Genomic DNA, 13,778 nt, shown 5'->3' with positions numbered 1-13,778 from the left:
CCCAGTGACTCTACGGGCGCGTGAGCCACACGGTCGTGTCCGGCGGCACGAGGAGGTCCGGGCCTTCGGTCGCGACGCCCGCGGAGGACAGCAGCACCTCGCCGTCGGCGGGCAGCCGCACGGTCCCCGCGCCGGTGTTGACCACGCAGGTGAAACCGTTGCGGCGGAACGACAGCACGTCCGCCGGCGCGTCCAGCCACTCCACTTCGGAGCCCGCGCCGAGGTCCGGGTGCGCCCGCCGCGCCGCCAGCGCCGACCGGTACAGCTCCAGCACCGAGTTCGGGTCGCCGGTCTGGGCCGCCACGCTCAGCCGCGCCCAGTCCGCGGGCTGCGGCAGCCACGGGTCGCCGTCGCCGAAGCCCAGCGACGGGCCGTCGGGCGTCCACGGGATGGGAACGCGGCAGCCGTCACGGCCCCGGTCGGTGTGCCCGGACCGCTCCCACACCGGGTCCTGGAGGACCTCCTCGGGCAGGTCCAGCACCTCCGGCAGGCCCAGTTCCTCGCCCTGGTAGACGTACGCGCTGCCGGGCAGCGCGAGCATCAGCAGCGCGGCGGCCCGCGCCCGCGCCACGCTCCCGTACCGGGTGACGTGCCGCCGCACGTCGTGGTTGGACAGCACCCACGTCGTCGGCGCGGACACCGGCGCCATCGCGGCCAGCGAGTCGTCGATGACCGCGCGCAGGTCGGCGGCGGCCCAGTCGGCGGTCAGGTAGTGGAAGTTGAACGCCTGGTGCAGCTCGTCGGACCTCAGGTAGCGGGCCGTGCGCTCGGGGGTGGGCGTCCACGCCTCGGCCACGCCGATCCGCCGACCGGGGTAGGAGTCGAGCACCTTGCGCCAGTCGCGGTAGATCTCGTGCACGCCGTCCTGGTCGAAGAACGGCAGCGCCTCGGTGCCCAGCAGCGTGAGGTGGTTCGGGGTGCCGACGTCGGGCAGGCCGTCGGCCTTGACCATCCCGTGCGCGACGTCGATGCGGAACCCGTCCACGCCGAGGTCGAGCCAGAACCGCAGCACGTCGAGGAACTCGTCGCGCACCTCCGCCTGGTCCCAGTTCAGGTCGGGCTGCTCGGGCGCGAACAGGTGCAGGTACCACTGGCCGTCCGGGACCCTGGTCCACGCGGGGCCGCCGAACACCGACTCCCAGTCGTTCGGCGGGGTCGCGCCGCCCTCGCCGAGGCCGTCGCGGAAGTGGTAGCGGGCGCGCTCGGGCGAACCGGGGCCGGCCCGCAACGCCTCCTGGAACCACGCGTGCCGGTCGGAGGTGTGGTTGGGGACGAGGTCCACGATGACCCGGATGCCCAGGTCGTGTGCGTCGGCGATGAGCGCGCGGGCGTCGTCGAGGGTGCCGAACGAGGGGTCGACGTCGCGGTAGTCCGCCACGTCGTAGCCGCCATCGGCCATCGGGGAGGCGTAGAACGGGGTGATCCACACCGCGTCCACGCCGAGGTCGGCGAGGTGGGGCAGCCGGGAGCGGATGCCGGGCAGGTCGCCGACGCCGTCGCCGTTCGAGTCGGCGAAGCTGCGCACGTACACCTGGTAGATGACGGCCTCGCGCCACCAGTCCTGAGCCATGGGAAGTCCTTCCGGATCGGTTCGGCCGCGGCCGGAGGGCAATGAAATACTTTGCAAGTGTTTTCAGCAAGTCTGGCAGCTGGTATGACCTAGAGCACACCCTGCCATCGAGGAGACACCGTGGTTTCCGCATCCCGGCGAGCGCTGCTCGCGATAACCGTGCTCGTGCTGAGCCTCCTGTCGGCTCCGCAAAGCTTTGCAACCCCGCCCGGCCCGAAGGACGTCACCGCCACCCTGTTCCAGTGGCCGTTCTCCCGGGTCGCCGCCGAGTGCACGAACGTCCTGGGCCCCAAGGGCTACGGGTTCGTCGAGGTCTCCCCCGCCACCGAGCACGTCCAGGGCTCGCAGTGGTGGACCTCCTACCAGCCGGTCAGCTACCGCATCGCCGGTCGCCTCGGCGACGAGGCCGCGTTCCGGAACATGATCAACACCTGCCACGCGGCCGGCGTGAAGGTCATCGCCGACGCGGTGGTCAACCACATGGCGGGCATTTCCGGCGGCACCGGCACCGGCGGCTCGTCGTTCACCAAGTACAACTACCCCGGCTACTACGCCGACCAGGACTTCCACTCCTGCCGCACGAACATCACCGACTACCGCAACCGCGACAACGTGCAGAACTGCGAGCTGGTCAGCCTGTCCGACCTGAACACGGGCAGCGACTACGTGCGCGGCAAGATCGCCGAGTACCTGAACCGGCTGATCGCGATGGGCGTCGACGGGTTCCGGATCGACGCGGCCAAGCACATCGCGGCGGCCGACCTGTCGGCGATCAAGTCGAGGTTGAGCAACCCGAACGTGTTCTGGGTGCACGAGGTCATCTACGGCGCCGGCGAGGCCGTGCAACCGGGCGAGTACACCGGCTCGGGCGACGTGGACGAGTTCCGCTACGCCTACGACATCAAGCGGATCTTCGCCAACGAGAACCTGGCGTACCTGAGCACGTTCGGCCAGTCGTGGGGCTTCCTGCCCGGCAACCGGGCGCGGTCGTTCGTCGACAACTGGGACACCGAGCGCAACGGCTCCACCCTGACCTACAAGGACGGGTCCACCTACACGCTGGCCAACGTCTTCATGCTGGCCTGGCCCTACGGCGCCCCGAACGTGTACTCCGGCTACGAGTTCTCCGACCACGACGCGGGCCCGCCCGGCGGCTCGGAGTGCTACACCGGCGGCTGGAAGTGCCAGCACCGGTGGACGCAGATCGCGAACATGGTGCCGTTCCGCAACACCGTGGCCGGCACGGCGGTGGTGAACTGGTGGGACAACGGCGGTGACGCCATCGCCTTCGGGCGCGGGAACAAGGGCTTCGTCGCGATCAACCGGGAGGGCTCGTCGCTGACCCGGACGTTCCAGACGTCCCTGCCCGCCGGCACCTACTGCAACGTGCAGCGGGAGGGCTGCGCCGGTGTGGTGGTCGGCTCGAACGGCCAGTTCACCGCCACCCTGGGCGCGGGCGAGGCACTGGCGATCCACGTCGGTTCGACCGGCGGCACCACGCCCCCGCCGACCGGCGCGTCGTCGTTCGCGGTGAACGCGACGACCGTGACCGGGCAGAACGTCTTCGTGGTCGGCGACCACCCGTCCCTGGGCTCGTGGAACCCGGCGAACGCGGTGGCGCTGTCCCCGGCGACCTACCCGACGTGGCGGGCGTCGGTGTCGCTGCCGAGCGGCACGGCGTTCCAGTACAAGTACGTCCGCAAGGACGCGTCGGGGAACGTCACGTGGGAGTCGGGCGGCAACCGCACGGCGACCGCGCCGGCCGCGCTCGACGACACCTGGCGCACCTAGCGCGCCCGCCGGGGTGGGGACGTGCCCGAGGTCCCCGCCCCGGCCACGTCCCCACCGGACACGTCCCGTCCGCCTGATTCGTCGGCTTCGCTGGTGCCCGGTGCCGCGGTGCGGCACGATCCCGGGACTTGATCAGGACGAAGGGGACCAGATGCGGGCACTCATCAACTCGGCGGTGGTCGTCGTGGTCGCGCTGACCGCCGTCGTGACCGGCGGCTCCGCGAGCGCAGGCGGCGGGCCGGTGCGCGGCGCGGGCTACGTGTGGGCGGACAACCCCACGGCCGCGTCCTACACACCGGACCCGACCTACCAGATGAACAGCACCGGCCTGACCGCCACCAACACCATCACCAGATCGGGCTTAGGCGTCTACGCCGTGCGCTTCCCCGGCCTCGGGGTCGTCGGCGGCGTCGCCCACGCCACCGCGTACGGCCCCGGCACGCACCGGTGCAAGGTGGGGAACTGGTTCGTGTCGGGCGACGACCAGGTCGTCACCGTCCGCTGCTCCACCCACGCCGGCGCGCCGGTCGACAGCCGGTTCACCGCGAACTTCACCAACGTCACGCAGTGGCGCGGCCTGGAGTACGGGCAGACCTACCCGGGCGCCTACCTGTTCGCGGGCAACCCGACCAGCCCGTCGTACACGCCCACCCCGACGTACCAGTACAACTCGGTCGGCGAGTCCAACACCGTCCTCCGCACGGGCGTCGGCACCTACAAGGTCCTGGTGCCGGGCATCGGCCACCTCGTGCGCGGCGGGCACGCCCAGGTCACGGCCTACGGCTCGGGCAGCGAGCGGTGCGCGGTCTTCAGCTTCGGCTGGACCACACCGGCCAGCGTCATCTCGATCTCCGTCCGGTGCCACGCGGCGGCGGGCACGCCGGTCGACAGCCGGTTCGCGCTGACCTTCACCGACCGCACCAACACCCTCGGCCTCAGCGGGTGCTGCAACACCGACGGCCACCAGTCCGGCTACGCCCTCGCGCACCGGCCCACCGAGGCGTCGTACCCGCCGGCCGCGTCCTACCTGCACGAGGTCCCGGCGGGCGGCGCGACGGCCACCCGACTGGGCACGGGCACCTACTCCCTGCGCTTCACCCACGCCGACCTGGCCACCGGCAACGTCCACGCGGCGGCGTCCGGTGGCTGGGACGGCCAGTTCTGCAAGGTGGGCCACTGGAGCGGGGAGACCGGGATCAACGTCCGCTGCTTCAACGCCGCGGGCGCGCCCGCGGACATGCCGTACGACCTGAACCACACCGGGCCGTGGCTGCTGGGCTGACACCCGCCGGGGGCGCCGCGGGCAGGTCCCGCGGCGCCCCGCTCGTCAGCGGATCATGCCGCGGACCTGCCTCGCGGCCACCGACAGCGTCGCCAGGTCGAGCTTGCTGACCCGGTTGATCTCCTCCAGTGCGGCGCGCGCGCGGCTCAGGCGGGACGCGTTCGCCTGCTCCCACTCGGCGATCTTCTGCACCGGGTCGTCACCCGGGTCGCCCGACCGCAGCACGTCGATCGTGATCGACCGCAGCGACGAGTAGAAGTCGTCCCGCAGCGCCAGCCGCGCCAGCGCGTGCCAGCGGTTGATGCGCTCCAGGCCGGACACCGAGCTGAGCATCTTGTCCACGTCGAGGTGGTCCGACAGCGCGAAGTACAGCTCGGCCGTCTCCTCGTGCGTCCGCTCGGCCCCGGCGGTCCGCCCCTCCTCGCGCTCGTCGCGCTCGGCCAACTCCGCCACCTCGGTCACGTCGAGCAGGCCGTAGGTGAACAGCAACGAGGCGACCCGGCGGGCCAGGTCCTCGGGCACGCCGTGCGACACCAGCCGTTCGACCTGCCCGAGCAGCGACTCCCGCTCGTTGCCCTGGAGCATGTCCGGCACGCGCGGCGCCAGCGCGGCCACCACCGGCTGGAAGCGGGCGATCGTGGAGCCCACCGGCAACGGCTGCGGGCGGTTGGTGAGCAGCCACCGCGACGCCCGGTCCAGCAGGCGGCGCGTCTCCAGCACCATGTCGTCCTGGACGTGCGTGGCGATCACGTTGTCCAGCGCGTGGATCTCCCGCCACAGCGACGGCAGGTCGAAGATCGACGTCACCACGGCGTAGGCGCGCACCGCGTCCGTCGCCGACGCGCTGATCTCCTCGGCCAACCGGTAGGCGTAGGACACGCCACCGCCGTCGACGACCTCGTTGACCAGCACCGTCGCGATGATCTCGCGGGACAGCGGGTGCCCGGCGACGGCGTCGCCGAACCGCTCGCGCAGCTCGCTCGGGAAGTAGTCGGGCAGCTTGCGGGCCAGCACGTCCACCGTGGGCAGGTCGCCGGCCAGCACCTCCTCCTTCAGCGCCAGCTTCACGTGCGCGAGCAGCGTGGCCAGCTCCGGCGAGGTCAGGCCCTGGCCGGCCTTCTCCAGCGCCTTGAACTCCGCCGCGCTGGGCAGCGCTTCCAGCGCGCGGTCCAGCACGCCCCGCTGCTCCAGGTCCGCGACGAGCCGCGCGTGCACCGGCAGCATCGGCGCGGCGTGCGCCCGGGACACCCCCAGCACGAAGTTCTGCGAGTAGTTGTCGGCCAGCACCAGTTCGCCGACCTCGTCGGTCATCTGGCCCAGCAGCTCGTTGCGCTGCCCGTTGTCCAGCCTGCCGTCGCGCACCAGCTCGTCGAGCAGGATCTTGATGTTGACCTCGTGGTCGGAGCAGTCCACGCCCGCCGAGTTGTCCAGGGCGTCGGTGTTGACCTTGCCGCCCTGCCCGTCACGTCCACCGGAACGGGCGAACTCGATGCGGCCGCGCTGGGTCAGGCCCAGGTTGCCGCCCTCGCCGACGACCCTCACGCGGAGGTCGGCGCCGTTGACGCGGATCGCGTCGTTGGCCTTGTCGCCGACCTCGGCGTGCGACTCGACGCCCGCCTTCACGTAGGTGCCGATACCGCCGTTCCACAACAGGTCGACCGGGGCGACCAGGATCGCCCTCATCAGCTCCTGCGGCGACAGCTTCGTCACCTCGTCGGGCAGTCCCAGGGCGACGCGGGCCTGCTCGCTGACCGGGATCGACTTCGCGGTGCGCGGCCACACGCCGCCGCCCGCGCTGACCAGCGAGCGGTCGTAGTCGTCCCACGACGAGCGCGGCAGCTCGAACAACCGCTTGCGCTCGGCGTACGACGTCGCGGCGTCCGGGTCCGGGTCGATGAACACGTGCCGGTGGTCGAACGCCGCGACGAGCCGGATGTGCTCGGACAGCAGCATGCCGTTGCCGAACACGTCACCGGACATGTCGCCGACGCCGACGACGGTGAAGTCCTCGGACTGGGTGTCGAGGTCCAGCTCGCGGAAGTGCCGCTTCACGCTCTCCCACGCACCCCGGGCGGTGATGCCCATGGCCTTGTGGTCGTAGCCGACCGAGCCGCCGGAGGCGAACGCGTCGCCCAGCCAGAAGCCGTAGGCCGCCGACACCTCGTTCGCGATGTCGGAGAACTGCGCCGTGCCCTTGTCGGCGGCGACCACCAGGTAGGTGTCGTCACCGTCGTGCCGGACGACCTGCGGCGCCGGGACGACGGTGCCCGAGTTCAGGTTGTCGGTCAGGTCGAGCAGGCCGGAGATGAACATGCGGTAGCACGCGATGCCCTCGGCCAGGAACGCCTCGCGGTCCAGGCCCTGGTCGCCGGTCGCGGCGGGCGGGCGCTTCACGACGAAGCCGCCCTTCGCGCCGACCGGCACGATCACCGCGTTCTTCACCGCCTGCGCCTTGACCAGGCCCAGGATCTCGGTGCGGAAGTCCTCGCGCCGGTCGGACCAGCGCAGGCCGCCGCGGGCCACCGGCCCGAACCGCAGGTGCACGCCCTCGACGCGCGGCGAGTACACGAAGATCTCGAAGCGGGGACGCGGCTGCGGCAGGTCCGGGATGGCCCGCGGGTCCAGCTTCACCGCCAGGTACGCGCGGGGGTTGCCACCGGCGTCGCGCACGAAGTAGTTCGTGCGCAGCGTCGCCTGCACCAGGGTCAGCAGGCTGCGCAGGATGCGGTCGGCGTCCAGGCTGGTCACGTCGTCGATGAGCGCCGTGATCCCCGACGCCAGGTGCTCGGTGCGGCTGTCGCGCTGCTCCTCGGTCAGGCCCGGGTCGAACCGGGCCTCGAACAGCCCCACCAGTGCCTTGGCGACGTCGGTGTGCGCGAGGACGGCGTCCTCGATGTAGTCCTGGCTGTACGGGGTGCCCCCCTGGCGCAGGTACTTGGCGTAGGCGCGCAGCATCGCGGCCTGCTGCCAGGTGATGCCGGCCTTCAGCACGAGGGTGTTGAAGCCGTCCACCTCGGTCTCGCCGCGCCACGCCGCCGCGAACGCCTCCTGGAACCGCGTCTGCACCGACTCCAGGTCGTCACCGGACAGCTTGTCCAGCACGCCCTGGTCGATGCGCAGGCCGAAGTCGTAGATCCAGCACTCGGCGCCGTCCTCGCGGGACAACTGGTAGGGGCGTTCGTCGACCACGACCACGCCCATGCGCTGGAGCATCGGCAGCACGTCGGACAGCGTGACCCGGGCGCCGACCAGGAACAGCTTGAACCGCCGCTCACCGGCCTCGGCGGCGCGCGGCACGTAGAACACCATGTCCAGGTCGCCCGGCTTGAGCGCCTCGATGCGCCGGAAGTCCGCCAGGCCCTCGGCCGCGGTGAAGTCCTCCTTGTACGCCTCCGGGAAGGCCGCGGCGAACCGCTGGCCCTGCTCCGACGACGACTCGGCGCCCAGCCCCTGCCCCTGGTCGTCCAGCACGGCCTCGACCATGCGGTCGTCCCAGGACCGCACGGCCTCGGCCAGCAGCTGCTGGATGTACGCGGTGTCCGGCTCGACCAGGCTCTTGGGGTCGGTGTGCACGGTGAAGTGCACGCGGGCCAGCGCCGACTCGCCGACGCGGGCGCTGTACTCCAGGTTCAGGCCGCCGAGCTGGTCGATCAGGACTTCCTGCATGGCCAGGCGAGACGTCGTGGTGTAGCGGTCGCGCGGCAGGTAGACCAGGCAGGAGTAGAAGCGGCCGTACGGGTCGCGGCGCAGGAAGAGGCGCAGCCTGCGGCGCTCGGCGAGCGCGATGACGCCCGTGACGGTCTGGTAGAGCGTGTCCGTGTCGACCGAGAACAGCTCCGTGCGCGGGTAGTTCTGGATCACCTCCAGCATCCGCTGCCCCGAGTAGGAGTGCAGCGGGAAGCCGGCGCGGTGGATGACGTCGCGGACCCGGCGCTCGATGGCCGGGATGTCCAGCACGTCCTCGTGCAGGGCGGTGGTGGAGAAGACGCCGAGGAACCGGTGCTCACCGGTCACGGCGCCGTTCTCGTCGAAGGTCTTCACACCGACGTAGTACGGGTAGACCGAGCGGTGGACGCTCGACTGGGCGCTGGCCTGGGTGAGGACCAGCAGCTCGGGCGACAGCGCCTGCGCGCCCGCGTCGGGGCCGGCGGTGAGGCTGCGCGCCGCGAGGCTGTCCTGCCGGAGCACGCCCAGCCCGCTGGCCAGGACCGCACGCAGGGCCGGTTCGCCGTCGGTGGCCGGGTCGTCGTGGAGCAACTCGTACCGGCGGTAGCCGAGGAACGTGAAGTGCTCGTCGGCCAGCCAGCGCAGCAGGTTCGCGCCGTCGGACACCTCGTGCTTCGGCAGCGGCGGCGGGTCGGCCTCCAGCTGGTCGGCCAGCTGGAGCGCCGTGCCGGCCATCTTGTCGGTGTCCTCGACGACCTCGCGCACGTCGTTGAGGACGGTGTGCAGCCTGGTCTCCAGCTCGCGCGCCCGGTCCGGGTCGGTGAGCAGGTCGACCTCGACGCACATCCACGACTCGGCGATCGCGTCGGCGGGCGGCTTGGCCGGGTCCGCCGTCGGCAGGACCTCCAGCAGGGCGCCCGTGACCAGGTCGCGGCGCACCACCACGATGGGGTGCACGACCCGCTGCACCTGCACGCCGCCGCGGGTCAGCTCGGAGGCCACCGAGTCGACCAGGTACGGCATGTCGTCGGTGACGACCTGCACGACCGTGGCGGGGCACGCCCAGCCGTCGTGCGCGCGCGTCGGGTTGATGATCCGCACCACGGGGCGCCCGGGCACGCGTGACTCGGCGAGCTGGTAGTTCGAGCGCACCGCACCCACCAGGTCCACCGGGTCGTCGTCGATGACCTCCTCGGCCGGGACGTGCCGGTAGTACAGGCGGATCAGGTCGGTGAGCTCGGGGGCGTTGGCTGCGGCCCGTTCGATCAATTCGTCACGGGCCTGTTCAGGACTGGCCGTGCGGGCCACGGCGCCGTTGCCGGTGGCGTGCTCGGATCGGGACGGGACTCCAGTCGAGGTCATGTTCAGGCGACTCCACGCTATCCGGTACCTCTGTGTACCGGGTCCGCGCACCACTTAACCAGACGCACGCGAACCCGTTACCCGCAACCCTCGCACTGAATCGAACCACTTGCGCGAAAGTGAGAATTTTACCGCAGCCCAGCGTATTTCCCACTTTGTTACCCGTGGGAAACCTTATTAGAACCTCAAATCATTTCAAGATTCGGGAAGCGTCCAGGTGTCGAACGGGGGTGCGTCCAGGCGGCGGATGGGTGCGGTCGTCTCGTTGTCCGGGACGGGCTCGACCCCGGGCGGTGCGATCGGCGGAGGTCCGACCGGCAGCCGTTCGGCCTGCGGCGGCTCGACCGGCGGGGAGTGGGCCGGCGGGGAGTGGGTCGGCGGGGAGTGGGTGGCCTGGGTCCGGACCGGAGCGGTGTCCTCGTCCATCTCGTCATCCGGGAACCCGTCGCCCTCGCGCCGCGCGTCCTCGTAGGCCACCAGGGCCTCGGCCAGCAACTCCGCGAGGGTCAGGTCGCTCTTGGGGCGGCGGGCGGCGCGGGCGGCCCGGGTGGCGCTGGGTGATTCGAGCACGGGCGGCTGGACCACGGCGGGCAGGTCGATCGTGCGGCCGCCGACCACGACGGACGTGACGAACGGCTGCTCCGGTTCCTCGTCCTCCACGTCGGCCGCGCCCAGGAACCCGGACGGCGACGGCTTCGGGGGCACGGGCTCCGGGACCGGTACCGGCGGCACCTGGTCGGGTTCGGGCACCGGTGGCACCTGGCTCGGCTCGGGCACGGACGGCGTCGTGTCGGGTTCCGGCGCGGGCGGCGTGACGGGCTCCGGCTCCCGCACCGGCTCCAGGTCCGACTCGGGGTTCGGCTCCAGGTCCGGCTCCGGCTCGTGCACTGGGTCCGGCTGCGGCCGATGGTGTCCCAGGGCGACGGATCGGTCGGATTCCACGACCGCATCAGCCCCGACCGGCTCGTCAGGCGTTGCGGAGGGCGCAACCGCGTCACGCTCGACCGCACCGCTCCACGAATTCTGCGGCGCGGCGGAGTGAGTTGCGCCACCGGCCGGGAATGTTCCGGTAGCCGGTTCGTGACTGCTCGGAACCGGTGCGACCGAGACGTCATCCCGAGACGGGTCGGCGACGAGCGGCGGCATTGGGAACGCATCCATGGCGGACGCCGGAAAATCAGGCGGGTCCGGCACCCGTGCCGTGGGGATGAGCGGCCCCTTCACAAATGCGGCACCGAGTCCGACAGGCGGGACGTCATCCCGGATCGCGGGCTGCACCATCGTCGGCGAGTCGAACATGTCGACGTCCACCACGGGCGCGTCGAAGACCGGTTCGTCCACGACAGGCTCGTCGGCGGCGGACTCGTCCGCAGCAGGCTCGTCCGCAACAGGCTCGGCGGCGGGCTCGTCCGCGCGCAGCCGAGCGGGGGCCTCGACCTTCCACTTCACCGTCTCGCCCTCCGGGGCCCCGACCGCTCGCACCACCTCGGCGACTTCAGGGGTTCCCGGTGCCTCCGGCGCTTCGACCTGCGCAGCTTCGGCCTCGGCGGCTCCGGTTTCGGCGGCTCCGGTTTCGGCGGCTCCGGTTTCGGGAGCCCGGCGTCGGCCGCCGGCACGCTGCGGATCGAGCAGCCCGGCGGCCTTGAGGTTGTCGAGCACGTTCGACTCCCCGGCGTCCCGCTCGGCCTCCTCATCCTCGGAGGCTTCCCGAGCGCGCCGCCGCCCGCTGCGCATGGCACCGGCGGCAGCGATCAACCCGGCGGCGGGAACGCTCCGCTCCTGTTCCCCGTCCTCGCCCGCCGCATCAAGGGCTCCGGCCTCGACGACCGGCTGAGAGGTCGGTTCGGAGGTCGGCTCGGGTCCAGCCGGGATGCGCGGGATCAACGCGGTCTTCTCGACCACGGATTCCGGTTCGACGCGCGGACGGCTCTCGGCGCTCGGCATCGGGGACGAGTCGAGGCCGGCGGGCACTTCCGGCGCGGACGGGAAGACGGGCGGCGTGGGGGAGGCGGCCGAGGCCGGCGGAACGGGCGGGGTGGGGAACACCGGCAGGGGCATGCCGGGCAGAGCACCCGGAAGCCGATCGCCGGGAGGAGTGGTGGGGCTTTGTGCCAAGCCGCCTGGCGGGGTGGGGGGTTGGGAGAGGGTGGTTGGTGCGATGGGCCTGGCTTGGCCGCTTCTGGCGTGCTCGGGGCGGCCTTGCGTCGACTGCTGCGGGGGTGGGTCCGGTGCCCGGCGTCGGCCGCCCGGCTGTTCGGCCTGCGGTGCGTTGCCGAACTGCGGCGGGTTGCCGGGCGGACGGCTCACGAACTGCTGCCCGAAGGGCGACCGTTCGGCAGGCGGCTGGCCAGCAGGCGACTGGCCGGCAGGCGGCTGCTCGGCCGAGGCCTGCGCGGCGGAAGCCTGTGCGGCAGGGATCGGCCCGGCAGAGATCGGCGCGGCAGGGATCGGCGCGGCAGGGATCGGCGCGGCCCCAATCGGCGCGGCGGGCGGGAACGCGCCGGTCTGGGATGCGGCGGTCTGAGGTGTGTTGATCCGGGGCGCGGCAACTTGGTGTACGTGGTCCTGGGGCGCCGCCGGTGAGCCGCCGCCGCCCGAGGTGCCGCTGCCCGGAGCGTTGGTGTCCGGAGCGTTGGTGTCCGGAGCGTTGGCAACCGGGACATCGGGGCCCGGAGCGCTGCCGGCCGGACCGTCGGCGGCCTGAGTTCCGGTGGCCGGGGCGTCGGTGGTCGGGGCGCTGGGGCTCGGGGTGCGCTCCGGCTCGTCCGTGCCGAAGGGCTGGATCAGGCGCCAGCGGTCGGCGGCGTGGGCCCTCGCCGCCGAGATGCCGTCCACCGTCATGTCCTCGGCGGCCCGGCGGGAGCGCTTCACGCGCATGCCCTCGTTGCGGTGCACCTGGACCGGGCGCCACTGGCGCAGCTGCTGCCTGGCCTCCGGGGTCAGGTTCGCGTCCGCCGGTGCCGCGGGCGGTGCGGTGGTGGCGGCGGTGCTGCCCGCGTCGAGGAGGGCGATCAGGTCGTCGTGCAGTCCGCCGGCCGGATGGCGGTGGACGCCCGAGAACTCCGCGGCGAGCCTGGCCCGCACGGCGTAGACGGCTCGGGCGCGCCTGCGTTCGGCGGCGTGCGCGGACCGCAGGTCCGTCAGGGCGTCGGTCAGGTTGCCGGCGACCTCGTGGACGTGGGCCAGCGCCAGGAGGCTCTCCGCCAGCAGGGTGTCGAGCTGGTGGCGCTCGGCGCTGTCGGCCACGTCGCGCAGCAGGTCGCGGGCCAGGGCGACCCGGCCGGCGGGCAGGTGGACGCGGGTCGCCAGCGCCAGCCTCAGCCAACCCGCGGCGGTGGCCGACGGGGCGCGCACCGGGCGTTCCAGCAGCGGGGTGCCGACCTCGGACGCCTCGCCCGGCTTGCCCGAGTCGAGCAGGGCGCAGACCAGCTCGACGCTGAGCCTGCCGCTCACCTGGCCGTTGTCGGACTCGGGGTCCTGGAGACCCGCCAGGAAGGACAGGCCCTCCCGGCACGCCTCGACAGCCGCCGCCAAGTCGCCCCAGCGGCGGTGGCGGCCCGCCGCGACGGCCCGGAGCAGGCCGCGGTGCAGCAAAGTCGTGTCGTGGTCGAGCATCGGGTCGGCCTGGTAGAGGCGGTCCGCCTCGTCCAGCGCCCGGCCCAGCGCCGGTCCCCTGCCGACCGAGACCAGGCATTCGGCGGCCTGCACCAGCGCACCGGCGCGCAGACCCGCCGGAACGCCGTCCGCCTCCAGGACGGGCCGCACGGCCGCGAAACCGGTCAGCGGCGCGCCGACCGACCTGGCGCTGTCCGCCAGCTCGACCCGCAGCCGCCAGGCCGTCTCGTGCTGGGCCGCGGCCTCGGCCGCCTTCAGGGCGTCGAGCGCCCGGTCGGCGGTCTTCACGCCGCGGCCCATGCGGTTGCTCGCGAAGACCACGAGGGCCTCCGCGCGCAACCTGTCGACCTCGTCGCGCCGGGTGGAGGCGAGGGCGACGGCGCGTTCGCCCAGCACCAGAGCGAGCTCCGGTGCCCGCCAACGCAGCCGCCAGGCGGGCACGACCAGCGTGCTCACCTCGACGTCCGCCTGCGCCTCGCCCCTCGCCGCCAC

5 protein-coding genes are annotated in these 13,778 nt (G+C 72.4%); 2 read left to right on the top strand and 3 right to left on the bottom strand.

All coding sequences use genetic code 11. The features are described 5' to 3' along the window. Positions 1–10: 10 nt before the first annotated feature. Entirely contained in the window at positions 11–1,570 is a 1,560-nt protein-coding gene (locus J2S66_RS34940) for a glycoside hydrolase family 13 protein (protein WP_310313466.1), read from the bottom strand. 120 nt (positions 1,571–1,690) lie between these two features. On the opposite strand from J2S66_RS34940, the gene J2S66_RS34935 reads away from it, so the two are divergent. Beyond that, on the top strand, positions 1,691–3,361 hold the full coding sequence (locus J2S66_RS34935) for a carbohydrate-binding module family 20 domain-containing protein (RefSeq protein ID WP_310313464.1): 1,671 nt from the start codon (positions 1,691–1,693) through the stop codon (positions 3,359–3,361). A 151-nt stretch (positions 3,362–3,512) separates the two neighbouring features. Continuing rightward, the gene (locus J2S66_RS34930; protein WP_310313462.1) at positions 3,513–4,643 is read left to right on the top strand and encodes a hypothetical protein; all 1,131 of its coding nucleotides are present in this window, start codon (positions 3,513–3,515) and stop codon (positions 4,641–4,643) included. 45 nt (positions 4,644–4,688) lie between these two features. On the opposite strand, the gene J2S66_RS34925 is transcribed toward J2S66_RS34930, so the two are convergent. Together J2S66_RS34925 and J2S66_RS34920 are read right to left on the bottom strand one after the other, a co-directional pair. After that, a complete protein-coding gene (locus tag J2S66_RS34925) occupies positions 4,689–9,671 on the bottom strand; it encodes an NAD-glutamate dehydrogenase (protein WP_310313460.1) in 4,983 nt (1,660 codons plus the stop codon). 195 nt (positions 9,672–9,866) lie between these two features. Continuing rightward, positions 9,867–13,778: an ATP-binding protein gene (locus J2S66_RS34920; protein WP_310313457.1), complete on the bottom strand. Its 3,912-nt coding sequence runs from the start codon at positions 13,776–13,778 to the stop codon at positions 9,867–9,869.

The organism is Saccharothrix longispora (genome assembly GCF_031455225.1).
Taxonomy (GTDB): domain Bacteria; phylum Actinomycetota; class Actinomycetes; order Mycobacteriales; family Pseudonocardiaceae; genus Actinosynnema; species Actinosynnema longispora.
Note: the sequence above shows the minus strand (reverse complement) of the source record. Positions and strands in the feature narration are given on the sequence as shown.